16 protein-coding genes are annotated in these 16,085 nt (G+C 63.4%); 15 read left to right on the top strand and 1 reads right to left on the bottom strand.

The genetic code is table 11. The features are described from left to right. Positions 1-4: 4 nt before the first annotated feature. The 6 genes from PTE31013_RS08100 to PTE31013_RS08075 all read left to right on the top strand — a co-directional run bounded on the left by PTE31013_RS08100 (position 5) and on the right by PTE31013_RS08075 (position 5,814). Positions 5-517 carry a hypothetical protein gene (locus PTE31013_RS08100; protein WP_150612314.1) on the top strand — a complete coding sequence of 171 codons (513 nt, stop codon included), beginning with the start codon at positions 5-7 and terminating at the stop codon, positions 515-517. Then, on the top strand, positions 514-1,167 hold the full coding sequence (locus PTE31013_RS08095) for a hypothetical protein (RefSeq protein WP_150612313.1): 654 nt from the start codon (positions 514-516) through the stop codon (positions 1,165-1,167). Before PTE31013_RS08100 ends, PTE31013_RS08095 begins: the two co-directional genes overlap by 4 nt. Before the next feature lie 30 nt (positions 1,168-1,197). Continuing rightward, complete coding sequence (locus PTE31013_RS08090; protein ID WP_150612312.1) at positions 1,198-2,571, top strand: hypothetical protein; 1,374 nt, start codon at positions 1,198-1,200, stop codon at positions 2,569-2,571. A 51-nt stretch (positions 2,572-2,622) separates the two neighbouring features. Further along, positions 2,623-3,333, top strand: coding sequence for a C39 family peptidase (locus PTE31013_RS08085; RefSeq protein ID WP_246174068.1), 711 nt, complete (start codon positions 2,623-2,625; stop codon positions 3,331-3,333). A 12-nt stretch (positions 3,334-3,345) separates the two neighbouring features. Next, positions 3,346-4,107 (top strand): hypothetical protein, encoded by a 762-nt coding sequence (locus tag PTE31013_RS08080; RefSeq protein WP_150612311.1) that lies wholly within the window; start codon positions 3,346-3,348, stop codon positions 4,105-4,107. A 375-nt stretch (positions 4,108-4,482) separates the two neighbouring features. Continuing rightward, positions 4,483-5,814 (top strand): hypothetical protein, encoded by a 1,332-nt coding sequence (locus PTE31013_RS08075; RefSeq protein WP_174978487.1) that lies wholly within the window; start codon positions 4,483-4,485, stop codon positions 5,812-5,814. A gap of 134 nt (positions 5,815-5,948) precedes the next feature. Here the strand turns inward: PTE31013_RS08075 and PTE31013_RS08070 are convergent, their stop codons facing one another. Beyond that, positions 5,949-6,395, bottom strand: a complete 447-nt coding sequence (locus tag PTE31013_RS08070; protein ID WP_150612310.1) for a hypothetical protein — start codon at positions 6,393-6,395, stop codon at positions 5,949-5,951. Between the two features lie 376 nt (positions 6,396-6,771). Here PTE31013_RS08070 and PTE31013_RS08065 point away from each other — a divergent pair, with 376 nt between their 5' ends. The 9 genes from PTE31013_RS08065 to rpoS all read left to right on the top strand — a co-directional run bounded on the left by PTE31013_RS08065 (position 6,772) and on the right by rpoS (position 15,990). Next, positions 6,772-7,512 (top strand): helix-turn-helix transcriptional regulator, encoded by a 741-nt coding sequence (locus PTE31013_RS08065; protein ID WP_246174052.1) that lies wholly within the window; start codon positions 6,772-6,774, stop codon positions 7,510-7,512. Positions 7,513-7,838: 326 nt separating this feature from the next. After that, the gene (locus tag PTE31013_RS08060; RefSeq protein WP_150612667.1) at positions 7,839-9,041 is read left to right on the top strand and encodes a CaiB/BaiF CoA transferase family protein; all 1,203 of its coding nucleotides are present in this window, start codon (positions 7,839-7,841) and stop codon (positions 9,039-9,041) included. 104 nt (positions 9,042-9,145) lie between these two features. Then, positions 9,146-10,177: an ABC transporter substrate-binding protein gene (locus PTE31013_RS08055; RefSeq protein WP_150612309.1), complete on the top strand. Its 1,032-nt coding sequence runs from the start codon at positions 9,146-9,148 to the stop codon at positions 10,175-10,177. Continuing rightward, positions 10,177-10,989, top strand: a complete 813-nt coding sequence (locus PTE31013_RS08050; protein ID WP_150612666.1) for an ABC transporter ATP-binding protein — start codon at positions 10,177-10,179, stop codon at positions 10,987-10,989. Before PTE31013_RS08055 ends, PTE31013_RS08050 begins: the two co-directional genes overlap by 1 nt. Positions 10,990-11,130: 141 nt before the next feature. After that, the gene (locus PTE31013_RS08045) at positions 11,131-11,949 is read left to right on the top strand and encodes an ABC transporter permease (RefSeq protein ID WP_150612308.1); all 819 of its coding nucleotides are present in this window, start codon (positions 11,131-11,133) and stop codon (positions 11,947-11,949) included. 165 nt (positions 11,950-12,114) lie between these two features. Beyond that, positions 12,115-12,876 carry a 5'/3'-nucleotidase SurE gene (gene surE, locus PTE31013_RS08040; protein ID WP_150612307.1) on the top strand — a complete coding sequence of 254 codons (762 nt, stop codon included), beginning with the start codon at positions 12,115-12,117 and terminating at the stop codon, positions 12,874-12,876. Continuing rightward, the gene (locus PTE31013_RS08035; RefSeq protein ID WP_150612306.1) at positions 12,873-14,039 is read left to right on the top strand and encodes a protein-L-isoaspartate(D-aspartate) O-methyltransferase; all 1,167 of its coding nucleotides are present in this window, start codon (positions 12,873-12,875) and stop codon (positions 14,037-14,039) included. The genes surE and PTE31013_RS08035 overlap by 4 nt, the downstream gene beginning before the upstream one ends. 85 nt (positions 14,040-14,124) lie before the next feature. Continuing rightward, positions 14,125-14,889, top strand: a complete 765-nt coding sequence (locus PTE31013_RS08030) for a peptidoglycan DD-metalloendopeptidase family protein (RefSeq protein ID WP_246174251.1) — start codon at positions 14,125-14,127, stop codon at positions 14,887-14,889. Between the two features lie 15 nt (positions 14,890-14,904). Continuing rightward, on the top strand, positions 14,905-15,990 hold the full coding sequence (rpoS, locus tag PTE31013_RS08025) for an RNA polymerase sigma factor RpoS (protein ID WP_150612304.1): 1,086 nt from the start codon (positions 14,905-14,907) through the stop codon (positions 15,988-15,990). Positions 15,991-16,085 lie beyond the last annotated feature (95 nt).

The following is a 16,085-nucleotide window of genomic DNA, read 5'->3' as shown; positions in this document are numbered from 1 at the left end:
CCACATGACCCAACTCTCGATGACGCATGCCGGCAGTGTCCTCGCCACGATGATCGTGGCGCTGACCCCGGCGCTGCTCCCCGGCCGCGCGCACGCTGAACCGGCGACGCCGGGGGACCTGGTGATCGAACGCAACATCGGCCCGGAAATCGCCTATCGCGGCTTGCCGCGTGAGCAAAACCCGATTGGCATCGCCGTGCCGGCGTTCCCGACGGGGCCGTTCAACAGCGCCATGGGCGCCGTGAATCAGGTCATGGATAGCGAATTGACGGGCCGCGCCTCGGTTGGTCTCGTCACGGGCGCCGTGAGATCTGGCATCGACCCGGTGATGGGCGTACTCGTGGGCAATGCCCGCGGTGGCAACGCCCTTAACACATCGAACGGCGTAGGCGGCGGCTTCAGCGCGGGTGTCGGCGGTGGTGGCGGTATTGGCAGCATCGGTACGCTCGTGCCGTCCGTGATCAACTCGGCTCTGGCGCCGCTCACCAGCATCGGCGCGGCAGGAGCAGCGAAATGAGCGCATATCGCGGGTCGCATGGCGCCCGTCGCGCCCTCGCTCTGGCAGCGGCTGCCGCGCTGAGCGCGGTCGCCGGGGTGTCGTCGGCACAGGACGTCTGGATCGTGAACGGCGAACTCGCCGGTACGCACGCCACTATCGATAACGGTGTCGCGGTAGGGGTGACCGGGGCAATCGGCGTCAATCAGGCGGCCGGCGTGAACAACGCCCAGGCCAACAGCGCGGTCATCGCCAACGGCGGCGGCGGGGTGAGTGTCGGCGCGTCGAGCACGAACCAACAGGCGCTCGTGACCACGACGACCGGCGCGGCCAGCGCCGCAATTCAAGGCAACGCATTTTCGGGCACCTCGGGGGTGACGCAAGTCAACCAGTCGAGCGGTGCCGGCAATCTTCAACGCAACGCCACGGTCATCGTGACCGGCGATGCGGCTGGAGTGGCGAGCGTATCGGATACGGCACTATCCGCTGCGATCGCCAAGGGTGGCCCGGCTGGGCACGGCAACCTCAACGATCTGTTCCGCACGGCGTCGATTTCCGGTGACGCCTTCCGCGGGGCGAGTGGCGTGGTCCAAGTGAACCAGTCGGCTGGGATAGGCAATGTAACCGCAAATGTTTTTGTGCTCCGTCCCCCGGCGGGCACATCTTTTTAACTGGGTAACTCTCTCGTCAAGGAGATGGTCATGAAAACGAAAGCAATTGCAGCGGCTGCGCTGCTGGTAGCGACGGGTTCCGCCATGGCGTACCCGTCTCACCATCAGCAATACAGCTTCTCGTTCATCGGCAATGAAACCAACGTTCTGAACCTGGTCGGCATTTTCGGTCTGGTCAGCATTCGTGGCTGCGTGACGGTGGACAACACCGGCAACGCCGTCGTGCAAAGCAATCAGAGTGTCGACGCGCACCACGTGAACCTCACGGGGCCGCTGCTCGGCAGTTACGTGACGGGTGACGTGACGTACGGCGTTCATTCCAAGACCACAACGGTCTCGAATCAAGGGAGCGCTTACCTGCTCGCCGGTTCGACCACCACGTCGTACGACAATACGACGTCGTGGGTGAATGCCGAGGCCAATGGCCACCTGAACACCAGCCAGTCCTTCCAGGCCGGTGCCGGGTATGTCGCGGGTGAGTCCCACTCCGGCTCGGGCAGCTTCATCGCCGGTGGTGGATATGAATATTCGAACATTGCCGGTGGCTTCGGCAGCGTCGGTCACGGTCACGGTCATTCCTGGCAGCCAGGCGGAAGCTACCTCTTCGGCAACTTTGGCGCGGGCCAGGGCGCGGTGTGGGGCGGCTACGCCTACCAGCAGCAAGAACAGGAGTCTGCGGGCTTCCTCGCGGCTGGCTTCCTGAACACGCAGAAGAGCTTCGACGCAGGGTTCCACGCCTTGTTCAACCATGGTCAGGCGTCGGTCCACAGCGAATCGATCGCTGCGGGTGCACTGTGGGGCTTTTCCGACACGTACATGAAGACGACCACGTGGGTCCGTGGCGCGATCACGTACCACATCAACACGGCGCAGTACCAGACGATGGGCGCCACGCTGGGCAGCGGTGCGCTGGCTAACGCCAACGGCAACATCGGTGTGAACGTGGCGGCAGGCGCCGACAACGCGCAGGCCAACAACGTCGCGATCGCTTCGCTCAACGCCCAGCCGGTGTATGCCTCGGCACAGGTGTTTGCGAACCAGTCGTCGAGGGGTTCGGCCAGCATCTCGCAGTTCTATGTCAACGCCAGTGTGGGTGATGGTGCCCTCGCCGGTGCGACTGGCAATGTGGGTGTGAACGTGGCCGCCGGTGTGGGCAACGTGCAGCAAAACGGTCTGGCCGCCGCAGTCTCGCAAAGCGGGCACGGCTGGTATACGGGTGGTGCGGCCAACTCGACGGCGCAAACCGACCAGTCGGCCTCGATGCGCGCTTCGGGCGACTTCATCGCCAATGCTTCGCTGGGTAACGGCGCACTTGCCTGGGCCAGCGGCAACATCGGTGTGAACGTGGCTTCGGGGATCGGCAACGTGCAGAGCAACAGCCTTGCCGTCTCGGCAATCAAGTGAGGTACCGAACCGGTCCGGGATTCCCGGACCGGTTTTTTCATGAGGTGTGACATGAATGATGCGCGCCGTGCCGCAGTGAGGATCGCTACTGTTTGCGCTCTGGCGTGCGCAAGCGTGGCCGGGCACGCGCAGTATGCATCGGTGAACCTCGAGTCTTCGACCGGTGTACCGGCGGTCAAGAAGATGCGCTCGTTCAAGTCGATGCACTACGTGAATCTGGTCCAGCAGGAATACGACTTCAGTTGTGGATCCGCAGCCTTGGCAACACTGCTGCGTTATGGCTACGGGATCGACATTCCGGAGCCAGAGATGATCCAGCGAATGATGGTGTTCTCCAACCCGGAAACGGTCATCAAGAATGGCTTCTCGATGCTCGACATGAAGAAATTCGTGGAGACGCTAGGACTCGAGGGGCGAGGATTCAAAGTTGACGTGAACGCGCTTTACGACTTGAGGATTCCGGTCATCGCGCTGATCGACGTCAACGGCTATCAACACTTTGTGGTCATCAAGGCAGCGAAGGACGGGCGCGTGTTCGTGTCCGATCCGGCGCTAGGCAATCGCATTATCGAGCAGGCCGATTTTGCCAAGCAATGGAACGGCTTGGTGTTGGCGGTCATCGGCAAGCCGTTTATGGAGGATTCACCGCTACTCAAAGGAAACGAATCCCTGGCAGTCAAGTTGCGCGACAGCGCCTTGGCGACCGGGACGTCACCGACCCCGATGGTGGACTTCGGCATCATCCGGGCGGATCTGTTTTGAGATCAGACCATCATGAACCGATATGTCTCGATGCTGGTCATCCCGCTGCTTGCGAGCGCCGTGCCGGCGTTTGCATCGAGCGTGGTGCCCGAGAGCTGGACGCCCGTGAGCGATGAAGTGCTCGCGCACGCGACCGGCAAGTATGCACAACAGAACATGATCACGGGCTTTCAGCTCGTCATGCAGTCGCAATGGCAGATGCCGACCGGCGCGAGCCTGATGGCCACCGGCGTGCTGGGTGTGAATCAGAGCGGCGGCAGCTTTCAGGTCCAGACGGGCGCCGCGAGCGGCATCATCCCCGGTTGGGTTAACGCAACCGGCCCCCTTTCACAGTCGGTCTCGGGGGCCGCAAGCGTGCTGATCAACGGCGTCGCACAGATTACGCAGGTTGCCGGCGATGCGAACAACGCCCTGAATAAAGCCATTATCCAGTTCGGTCCCGGGGTATCGATGGCCACGCTGGTGCCGGTCGGCGGGCAGGGGGCGAACAGTTCGCATACCACGGTGGGCAATCTGAGCGCCAGCGTGGCCATTACCTCGGCCGGCATGCAGATCACGCTAAACACGCCGAACGGCAATCTCGGCCAGAGCGTGGGCGGCGGGGCCGGTGCGGCGATGAACCAGATCATGCAGGTCGTGCAGGTCGCAGGTAACGCCCAGCAGGTCATGAACACGCTGCAATTGAATCTGCAGACGAGTCCGCTCACGTCGGCCGGACTGCACCAGGCAGGCATTCAGAGCGCGTTGGCAAACATGGCCGCCATTCGTCGATGACGGTCGATGGCGGTCGAGGATCGTCGACCCGTGTCGACGAAGTGAAGTGCAAGTGAAGACGGGTAAGTGAAGGGCAAGTGAAGTGACGGCGCCGCATTGCCATGGATGCGCAGGGCGACGCCGGCAGCCGTGTCCGGCAACGCTGCAACCCTTGCCGGACGCCAAGAATAACGAGAAGTGGGGCGTCGCCGCGGATCGCTTGCGGCGTACCAGAAGGTGATGTCGGCCGAGCCCGGGCATTGCACGTCCACCCAGATCGGAACGGGTTTCGCACGCATCACCCCGCAGTCGAGCAGCAAGGACAACCGTTGTTGGCAATACGTGTTTGTTGAATTGCGCGCGGACGCCTGTCCGCACTTTTACCCGGGGGGGATCATGAATTCTCATCGCTTTTTTCCCGTTGCCGCTATTCCGTTGGGGGTACTGCTTTTCACGCTATCGGCCCAGGCTCAGGAGCATACGAACCCATCGCCGGACGACCGTCTGCAAATGTTGATGGACATGGTCGACCGGCAGCAGCGGGAAATTTCTTCTCTGAAACAGCGCCTCACGGACATCGAGATGGCGCAACGCGGGCGCGGCCTCACTGCGTGGGACACCGCGCAGATCGCGCAGGTCTCGCCCGGTGACGGGTCTGCCGCCGGTTCGGCGGGCACTGCCGCTGGCGGCTCCGCCGGTGCGGCGGGGCCGACGTCGGCCACGCCGATCGGCGAGACGCAGCAGATGCAAAAGAGCACGAGCGAGTCGCAGCGTACGCCGGCCGAAGAGGCCGTCGTGCAGGCACAGCACGCACCGCTGTTCGACCACAAGCTCACCGTCGACGCCGGGATCAGCTACAGCTACTACGATCGGCGTCAACTCGTGTTGAGCGGCTTCCTCGCGCTCGACGCGATCTTTCTCGGCCAGTTGAACCTTGGTGAGACGAAGGCCAACGTGTGGACGTTCGACGTCAACACGCGCTACGGGATCAATGACCGGATGAGCGTGGCGTTCGACGTGCCGTACCTCTACCGCAATTCGGACTTCATCTCGGGCGGGGTGGGCGGCGCGGCGTCGTCGATCAGCGACATCAGCAAGAATTCGGCGAACATCGGCGACGTGAATGCGTCGCTGTATTACCAACTCGTCAAGGAGAACGCGAACTGGCCCGACATCGTGGCGTCGTTTCGCGTGACCGCGCCGACCGGCACGTCGCCATTCGGCATCAAGCTCGGCACCCCCGATCAGTCGAACAACAACCTGACGACGCCGTCACGCCTGCCGACCGGGAATGGCATCTGGGCGTTCACGGCCGGTCTGTCGTTCCTGCGCACCTACGATCCGATCGTGCTGTTCGCGAACGTGGCGTACACGTACAACGTTGCCCGCACGTTCGACGACATCTCGACCATTGAAGGCACGACGCAACCCGCGAAGGTCAAGCTCGGCGACATCATCCAGGTGGGCGCGGGCATGGCGTTGGCGCTCAACGACAAGACAGCGCTGTCAATCTCCTATTCGACGGCGATCTCGCGCGCGACGAAGACGGCCACCCCGGGCGGCGCTTACACCACGGTGGCGGGAAGCTCGACGAACGCGGCGTCGCTCAATTTCGGCATCAACTACGCGATCAACAAGCATTGGACGGTGAATGGTTACGTCAATGCCGGCATGTCGCCGGACGCCCCAAACTACGTGATCGGTCTGCGCTTCCCGTACACGTTCTGATGCGAGTGCGCAACGTAGCTTGACAAACGGCAGCAGGAAAGGGAACTGCGCGTCACCCGCCACGGGGACGCGCAATGCCTCAGGGTAATGCAGGACGTGGAAATTGCGACGGGGCGGCGCGACGCGGCAAGGGGTCAGCGCGACTGGCTGGACTGAATACGGCCAACCCCCAGGTTCAGGGATAGCTGGGCTGGCCGAAATCCAGCGGTCAAGGCGGGGAGCGAGGCATGCGGAATCTGCGAAACGACGGCGATCATGCGCGGCGCATCCGGCAAGGACATCGATGCCTGCGTGGGCTTGGGCAGTGGCGTGGGCGGGATGACCTCGTCCCAGAGGCGCACATTGTTGGCCGTTGTCACGGTCGCGTGAAGCGGCGCGACAGCGCCAGCCCCTGTGCCGGGAGCAAAGGCGACGATGCTCTGTTGCAGGTTCGCCGCGCGAGTGCTGGAGAGCAAGGCATCGCTCACCCCGACTGGGATGCTGCCGATGACAGTGATCTCGGCTTGCGCGGTAATGGTAAAGGACGCGGTCACCAAGCAGACTATGGCGACACGCGTCGTTTTGACGGTGAACATTTTCATGGCGTGCCCCCCGGCCTCCATCGGCTGTCTTTTCAGCACGCTTGTATTTTATGGCGCAATTCGAGAAAGGGAAGGGAAAAAAGTAATAGCGGAATGTTAGAAAATTGAGTAAATAAGTTACGCAGATTACGGTTTGTCGTGCATCGGTAACAAGGAGCGGCGTTCGCGAGGTTCGGGCACGCTGCCGTGCGGGTTTCGTGCACAAACTGCTCCGAAAGCGAGGTGACGCCTGATGATTGTCTGATGACAAAGACTGGAGGGTTTCTTCGGTTTTTGTCTCGGCCGAGACGTGTGTCGTGAATGCGACAGGCAGGTCGACAACGTACGCATCGGGCTTGATATCAAGCGGGGCGGCGGCCCGGGGGGGCTGACCGGAATGACGGGGGAAGCCATGCGTGTGCTGGTCGTGGGTGAGGCTGCCAGTTGGCTGGGCGGCTTGCAGGTCGCGTTGCAGATCGACGCGAACGCGTCGCCGCCGGTCTTGCGTCAGGTCGAAGAAGTGACGACGCCGGACTGGCTCTGGTTGCGCGAGCTGCCGTCGCGTCGCGCGCTCGTGCTCGCCGAATCGATAGCCCGCACGCCAGCCATCGACGGTTTGTGTGCCGTCGCTGCCGATTGCGCACCGCCCGTGCCCGTGATCGTCATTGGGGATGCGGGTTTTCCCGATGAAATCATTCGCTGGCTGCAGGCTGGCGTGGCGGCATCGCTGCCCTGGCCGACCTCGGTGGCCCGCATCCGCTCGGTTTTCGAGCTGGCGTTCGCGGGCGGTCGCTTCGTTCCGGAAGAAGCCCTCTCGGCATTGCTCGTGCTTTGGCGCCAGGAAGCGCTGGGTGAGGCGCTGCCGCTCTCAAGGCTGCCGGTGTTCCCGTTGGGCGGCGACAAGGCGACGCAATTGGCCGAATCGGCATTGCTTGGCATCTCTGCCCGGCAGTACGAAATTCTGGCACTCCTATCTCGCGGTTTATCCATCAAAACGATCTGCCAGCAACTGGACATTTCCGAAGGAACCGCCAAGACCCACGTGTCTGCCTTGTACCGGCGGCTTGGCGCTCGCAATCGCGGTGAGGCGATCTACATCGCGGCGCAGCGCGGAGCGCGTCATCTATTCGAGACCTGACGGGCGATCCACGCACCGGCATATCGGATTTCAACACCATTGAACTCGGAACGTTCCGGGAATCGCTGCCCGATGGTTGGCCGATCGCGGGCTGTCGAATTACTATACGAACTTCGTTTGCCACCCATTGCGACAGGCGCTGCGGTTGGCAGCGTCTCGAAGTCGACGGCGATGCCTGTCGACGAGGCACAGGAGTCTACGCGTTGTCCAAGTCGTCCAATCCGTTCGAATCTGCATTGCCGCAAGGTCTCGCCGCGGCGTCCACGGCATCCGCTGCCGGCTCGTCTCCCGGATCCACCGCTTCGCCGGGTGCCGGCACCGCCGGTCTGCCGGCACGTGGTGCGCTTGCCGGCGTGAAGGTGCTCGAACTCGGCACGCTCATCGCGGGGCCGTTCGCCGCGCGCATGCTCGGTGAATTTGGCGCCGAGGTGATCAAGATCGAAGATCCGCAACACGGCGATCCGTTGCGCAAATGGCGCAAGTTGCATCCCGACGCGGGGGGCACGTCCCTCTGGTGGGCCGTGCAGGCCCGTAACAAGAAATCGGTGACGATCAACCTCAAGTCTGCCGAGGGGCAGGAGATCGTGCGCAAGCTCGCCGCGCAGGCTGACATCGTGGTCGAGAATTTCCGCCCCGGGCTGCTCGAGCGATTCGGATTGGGATACGAGCAACTCTCGGCCGACAATCCGGGGCTCGTGATGGTGCGTCTGTCGGGATACGGGCAGACCGGGCCGTATCGCGACCGGCCCGGCTTTGGCGCGATTGCCGAGTCGATGGGCGGACTGCGTCACATTACCGGGTATCCGGAGCTGCCGCCGCCGCGCATCGGCATTTCCATTGGCGATTCCATCGCGGCGCTGCACGGCGTGATCGGCGCGATGATGGCGCTGCATCACCGCAATGTGAACGGCGGGCGAGGGCAGGTGGTCGACGTCGCCCTGTATGAGGCCGTCTTCAATCTCATGGAAAGCGTGGTGCCCGAATACAGCGTGGCCGGCATGGTACGCGAGCGCACGGGGGCGTCGCTGCCGGGGATCGTGCCGTCGAACACCTATGCGTGCGCCGACGGCATGATCGTGGTGGGCGGCAACAGCGACCCGATCTTCAAGCGGCTGATGCATGCCATCGGTCGGCCCGATCTGGCGGAAGATCCCGCGCTGGCGCACAACGACGGCCGCGTGCCGCGCACGCAGGACATCGACGAGGCGATCGGTCACTGGACGCGCGTGCGTTCGATCGACGACGCCCTGGCCGTGCTGCAAGGCGCCGACGTGCCGGCCAGCCGCATCTATACCGTGGCCGACATGTTCAAGGACCCGCAGTTCATTGCGCGCGAGATGATCCAGCGCCACACGTTCCCGGACGGCACGCCAATCGACTTGCCGAACATCACGCCCAAGCTTTCGCAAACGCCGGGACAGACGCAATGGCTCGGGCCGGCACTTGGCGAGCACACCGAAGAGGTGCTCGGACAACTGGGTTATGATGCCGAGCACATCAAGACACTGCGCGAGAACGGCGTCATTTGAGCTGAGCCGATTTCGCGCAAGTCCGCGGGGCGCGGCACCGTCTGCGGCTCGTGAACAAGCACGTCACACCAAGAAAAAACGTTGCAACCACGGAGACAAGCACCATGCAAAGACGTCAGTTCGTTACGGCACTGGCCGCCACCGGTTTGATCGGCGCAGGCATTCGCCCCAGCTTCGCCCAGGGCAAACCTGAGAAGACCAAGGTCGCGATCGCGGTCGGCGGCAAGAACCTGTTCTATTACCTGCCGCTCACGATTGCCGAACGCCTGAATTATTTCAAGGACGAAGGTCTCGACGTCGAAATCTCGGATTTCGCTGGCGGCTCGAAGGCCCTGCAGGCGCTCGTGGGCGGTAGCGCCGATGTGGTGTCGGGCGCTTACGAACATACGATCCTGTTGCAGGCGAAACACCAGTTCATCCGAGCATTCGTGCTGCAGGGGCGTGCGCCGCAGATCGTCTTCGGCGTGTCGAACAAGACGATGCCGAATTACAAGTCGCTGGCGGATTTGCGTGGCAAGAAGATCGGTGTGACGGCGCCCGGGTCGTCCACCAACATCATGGCGAACTTCGTGCTGGCCAAGGGGGGCATCAAGCCCAACGAGGTGGCGTTCGTGGGCGTCGGCGCGTCGTCCGGTGCACTCGCCGCGATTCGCTCCGGCAATATCGACGCCATCGTCAATCTCGATCCGGTCATCACCATGCTCGAGCGCGACAAGGAGATCCGCGTGATCTCGGATACGCGTACGCTCAAGGAAACCGTGTCGCTGTTCGGTGGCCATATGCCGGCGGGGTGTCTGTACACGAGCGAATCGTTCATCCAAAAAAATCCGAATACGACGCAGGCACTCACCAATGCCATGGTGCGTGCGTTGCGCTGGCTTCAGACGGCCGGGCCGGCGGACATCATCAAGACAGTGCCCGACGCCTATTTGCTGGGCGACCGCGCGTTGTACCTGGATGCCTGGGGGCGCGTGAAGGAAGCCATTTCCCCGGACGGCATGATTCCCGCTGATGGCCCGGCCACCGCGCTGCGCACGTTGCAGGCATTCGACGAGACGGTCAAAGGCAAGCCGATCGATCTGTCGAAGACGTTCACGAACGAATTCACGAAGAAGGCCGACGCCAAGTACAAATGATGACAGCGCCGGCTCTGAGTTTCGACAGCATTACGTGTACGTTCGTCGCGCGAGACGACCGTTCGAAGCGTTACACGGCCGTGGCGGATACCTCGCTCGACATTGCGCCGGGCGAGTTTGTCTCGGTCGTCGGCCCGACGGGATGCGGCAAGTCGACGTTGCTCAACGTCGCTGCCGGGCTGCTGACGCCATCGTCCGGCAGCGTCAAGGTGTTCGGCGAGGCGCTCAGGGGCATCAATTCGCGCGCCGGCTATATGTTCCAGGCCGAAGCGCTGATGCCCTGGCGCAACGCGATCGACAACGTGACCGCGGGTCTCGAATTCCGTGGCGTATCCGCCGAGGATGCGAAGGCACGCGGGCATGAGTGGCTCAAGCGCGTTGGGCTGGGCGGGTTCGGCGATCGCTATCCGCACCAGCTCTCGGGCGGCATGCGCAAGCGTGTTGCGATGGCGCAGACACTGATTCTCGATCCGGACATCATTCTGATGGACGAGCCGTTCTCGGCGCTCGATATCCAGACGCGTCAGCTCATGGAGAACGAGTTGCTCGAGTTGTGGGCGGCCAAGCGCCGCGCGGTGCTGTTCATCACCCACGATCTGGACGAGGCCATTGCGCTGTCGGACCGTGTCGTGGTGCTTGCGGCAGGGCCCGGCACGCACCCCATCGGGGAGTTCCGCATCGATCTGCCGCGTCCGCGCGACGTGGCGGAAATTCGCAATCATGCGCGCTTCACCGAGTTGCATGCCCAGATCTGGGACGTGCTGCGCGAGGAGGTGCTCAAGGGCTACGCGCAACAGTTGAAAGCAGTCTGAAACGTCATGTGGCAAATCGCAGGCTTTCCGATCGGCGGGTGCGGCTGGGTGCAACGGCTGGACTGGCTGGATGGCTTCGATTTGCCGGATGGCTTTGGCTTGTTCGATTGGCTTGTCTGATCTTCCCGGAATTCGTTCGTCATGCGTAATCGTTCGATCATGCGGCACTTGCGCTTGTGGCAATGGCTGCTGCTGGTAGTGGCTTTTCTCGTCTGGTACGCCCTCACGAGTCCGACGCTGCTGCCCGCGTTCTACTTCGATAGCCCCGACAAGGCGGCTTTCTTCTTTGGTGAGCCGCAGAAGGTGTTGCTCCAGGTCTGGCAGTGGTTCGCCAGCGGGGAGATCTATCTGCATCTCGGTGTCACGCTGCTCGAGACCGTGCTCGCGTTCGCCATCGGCACCGTGTTCGGGCTGGCGGTGGGACTGTGGCTGGCGCTCTCGCCGAGCGCCGGCGCGCTGTTCGATCCGTACATCAAGGCGGCCAACTCGATGCCTCGCGTGATCCTCGCGCCGATCTTCGGCGTGTGGTTCGGGCTCGGCATCTGGTCGAAAGTCGCGCTGGGCGTGACGCTGGTGTTTTTCATCGTGTTCTTCAACGTGTATCAGGGCGTGAAGGAAGTGAGCCCGGTGGTGCTGGCGAATGCCCGCATGCTGGGCGCGAATCAGCGCCAGTTGCTGCGTCGTGTGTACCTGCCGAGCGCCACGAGCTGGGTGTTCTCCAGCCTGCACAACTCGGTCGGGCTCGCGTTCGTCGGGGCGGTGGTCGGGGAATACCTGGGGTCGGCGCGCGGCGTCGGCTACTTGATCCTGCAAGCGGAAGGCACGTTCGACATCAACGCCGTGATTGCCGGGGTACTGATTCTGACGGCGTTCGCCCTGGTGCTCGACGGGCTCGTCGGTGTGGTCGAGCGGCGTTTGCTCGTCTGGCAGCCGCAGGCAGGCGAGACCGAGAAGATGTAACGCGCACTCGCCGGGGGCGGGTGTTGTCGCCGGCGAGCGTGACGGAACCACGGCAGATTTGTGGCGGATCCGTGGCCGTTCTGTGGTCATCGAATCGCCGCAACGACGCGCGTAATGCTGTGATGGCGTCATATCCGGGTACCTTTCCTCGGTTACAATTGCCGCATGCGAATCCTGCTCAGCAACGACGATGGGTATCAGGCGCCCGGCCTGGCCGCGCTTTACGAAGCGCTGGCACCGCTTGGCGACATTACCGTGGTGGCGCCCGAACAGAACTGTAGCGGTGCGTCCAATTCCCTGACCCTTCAACGGCCGCTTTCGGTATTCAAGGGGGGCAACGGCTTCACGTTCATCAACGGCACGCCGACCGACTGCGTGCACGTGGCGCTGACCGGACTGCTCGACGAACGCCCCGATATTGTCGTCTCCGGGATCAACAACGGCCAGAACATGGGCGAAGACACGTTGTACTCCGGGACGGTGGCGGCGGCCACCGAGGGTTTTCTCTTCGGGGTTCCTTCGTTCGCGTTCTCGCAAGTCCATAAGGGCTGGGATCATCTCGACAGCGCGGCGCGCGTCGCGCGCGAAGTCGTCGAGCGGTACATGGAGCGCCCGCTGGGTGCGCCCTTCCTGTTGAACGTCAATATCCCCAACGTGCCTTACGATCGCCTCAAGGGTGCACTGGCAACGCGACTTGGGAAGCGACACCAATCGCAGCCGGTGATTCGTCAGGAAAGTCCACGCGGCGAAACGATCTACTGGATCGGGCCGGCCGGCGACGCGCGCGACAGCAGCGAAGGCACTGATTTTCACGCCGTGGCGCACGATTACGTCTCGGTCACCCCCTTGCAACTGGATCTCACGCACACCGCACGACTGGGCGTCGTGCATGACTGGCTGGCCAGCGCAGGGGTGACACAACGATGACGACACCGCCAAAGCGATTTCCTCTCCCTCTGGCCGATGTGATGGCCCGCCGGCAGCGCGAGGCGCCGGTGCTCGACAAGGCGTCGCGGGCCAGTCCCGCCGGCGCACCGCCCGCCGCGATGACGCGTGCTGCGGCGCCTGCGGGTCAAGGGAACGGGAAGACGCCGACAGGCGGTGGTCCTTCCTCCAATCCGCACGGCACGCTGCGCGCTGCCGCGACGCCAATGGCGGGCGCGTCAGCGCGTCCCGGCGGCGCACAAACGCCGCACGCGGTCGTACCGAAAGGACTTGCGCGACCCGCATCCGCGCCCCACGTGCAGCCGGGGCCACATGCGGCGAAAAACGTGCCGCGACCGACCGTCAAGACGACGCGTTCGGGGTATGCCCAGCCGGGCGCGGCAGTCGGTGCAATCGGCATCGTCGGCGGCAAGGTCGCGGTGCGTGGCGCCACGCCCACCCGGGTTTCAGCCGGCGCAACGGGGCGCGCGAGTGCCTCGGCACTCGGGAATTCGCCGGATGGCATCGGACTTACGTCGGAGCGGGTGCGCACGCGAATGGCTGAACGCGTGGCAGCATCGGGCGTCAAACATCCGGGCGTGCTGGCGGCGCTGGCCACTGTGCCGCGTCATGGATTTGTCGATGCCGCGCTCGCCAATCAGGCTTATGAGGATGCCGCACTGCCGATCGGTCACGGACAGACGATTTCCAAACCATCGGTCGTTGGGCGCATGATCGAGTTGCTGCTCGCCGGCGGGCGTCCGCTCGAGAAGGTGCTGGAAATCGGCACCGGCTGCGGCTATCAGGCGGCGGTCCTGTCGTGCGTGGCGCACGACGTCTACTCGATCGAACGCGTTCGTCCGCTGCATGAGCGCGCCAAGGCCAACTTGCGACCGCTGCGGGTGCCGAATATCCGCTTGCACTACGGTGACGGGCGGTTGGGGCTGCCGGCGGTTGCGCCGTTCGACGGCATTGTGATTGCCGCCGCCGGACTGGAAATACCGGACGCGCTGATCGATCAGCTTGCCGTTGGCGCACGCCTCGTCGCCCCGGTGGGCGGCGAGCAACAGATTTTGACCCTCATCGAGCGCACCGGCGCGCGCCAGTGGCGCGAGACGCAGCTTGATAGGGTGTTATTCGTCCCCTTAAAATCGGGCATCATCTAAGCCCGACGGGCCTATTCTGCGGAGGATTTGAGTGAATTTGCGAGCGGGTTTCCAACAACGCGTCGCCAGTGTCCTGTTGCTGAGCATGCTGGCAGCGTGCGCATCGCGACAAGTCGGGGCACCGGTCGTCGACCGTACCGTGGGCAGTGTGGCGACCGACAGTAGTGCGCCAGGTGCAGCGCCTGTCATTGACAATACCCCGGTGCCGGCCGGGTATTACCGCGTCAAGCCCGGCGATCGCCTCTATCGCATCGCGCTGGAGAACGGTCAGAACTATCGCGACATCGCGCGCTGGAACAATATCCAGAATCCGGATCAGATCGAGGTCGGCCAGGTGTTGCGTGTGAAGCCGCCCGCGGGGGATACCGGCACGCCGTTGCCGGCGCCGCTCGCCAGCAACAATCCGGCATCGGTGCCGCCGGCAGTCGTGACGCCGCCGGCCAGCGCGTCGGCTTCGGCCGCACCGTCCGCCGTGTCGAGCGGCGAGTTGCGACTCTCGTGGCCGGCCAAGGGCAGTGTCGTTGGCCGCTTCGACGATTCGAAGAACAAGGGGCTGAACATCGGGGGGGCCCTCGGCGAGCCTGTCTATGCCGCGGGTGCGGGCAAAGTCGTGTATTCGGGCGCTGGCCTGCGCGGCTATGGCAACCTCGTCATCATCAAACACGACGCTACCTTCTTGACGGCGTATGCGCACAACCGCACACTGTTGGTCAAGGAAGGCGACTCCGTCGCGCGGGGTCAGAAAATCGCCGAAATGGGCAACTCGGATGCCGATCGTGTCATGTTGCACTTCGAGGTGCGTCGCGACGGCAAGCCTGTGGATCCGATGAAGTATTTGCCGCCTCAATAAACTAGGCAGGGTCGAATGCTCAAGAGAAAGCGTCGCACTTCGCAAGAGGAAGGCCTCTCTGCCCCGGAGCCCGATCAGGAAGTCGACGATCGGCAATCCCGGCAGGACGAGGACGTGGACGACGCTTTCGACGAGCGCGAGGCGGAGGATGGCGACGCACTGTCGTCCGATGCTGCCGAAGAGGGCGCGGCCGGCCGCAAGCGCAAGCCAGCCGCCGCCGAGGACTTCGGCACGGTGCTGCAAGCCGAACTCACGGCCGATACCGTCCAGCACTATCTCAACCGTATCAGCGTCAAGCCGCTGCTCACACCCGCGGAAGAACTCGATTACTCCACGCGTGCCCAGTCGGGCGAGTTTGCCGCACGTCAGGTCATGATCGAGCGCAATCTGCGCCTCGTCGTGAGCATTGCCAAGGGCTATCTCAATCGCGGTGTGCCACTGCTCGACCTGATCGAGGAGGGCAATCTTGGCCTGATGCACGCGATCGAAAAGTTCGACCCGGGTCGCGGGTTCCGTTTCTCAACCTATGCCACGTGGTGGATTCGCCAGAGTATCGAGCGCGCCATCATGAATCAGGCGCGCACTGTGCGTCTGCCGGTGCACGTGATTCGCGAACTCAATCAGGTGCTGCGCGCGAAGCGTCACCTCGAAAAAAGTGCGGCATATGTCGACGGTGGCGAGCAGCGCGATGCGAGTATTGAAGACATTGCGGATTTGACGGGCAAGACGCCCGAAGAGATCACCGACATTCTCGCGCTCAACGAGCATGTGGCATCGCTCGACGCGCCGCTCGAAATCGATCCTGGCAGTAGCCTGCTCGACCTGCTCTCGGACGATCACAGTGAAGCCCCCGAGCAGGAGGTGCAGCATCGCGAGTTGGAAGACCTCATGCGCCTGTGGCTCTCGCGGCTGTCGACCAAACATCGCTACGTCATCGAGCGTCGCTTCGGACTCAATCGCGTGGAGCCTGCCACGCTAGAAGAGCTGGCCGACGAAATGGGGCTGACCCGCGAGCGCGTGCGTCAGATCCAGCAAGAGGCACTCGTCAAACTCAAGCGCTATTTCGCATCCAATGGGGTGCGCAAGGACGCCGTGCTCTGAGGCATCGATGTTGACGACCGCCGCCGTGGGACGCTGAGCGCGTCGTTGGGGGCGGGATTCCATGGCGTCGCCGTCTCATGGCGGCGCGCGCTGAT

The organism is Pandoraea terrigena, assembly GCF_902459705.1.
GTDB lineage: Bacteria > Pseudomonadota > Gammaproteobacteria > Burkholderiales > Burkholderiaceae > Pandoraea > Pandoraea terrigena.
The sequence above is the reverse complement of the archived record's forward strand: the minus strand, read 5'-3'. Positions and strand labels throughout refer to the sequence as shown.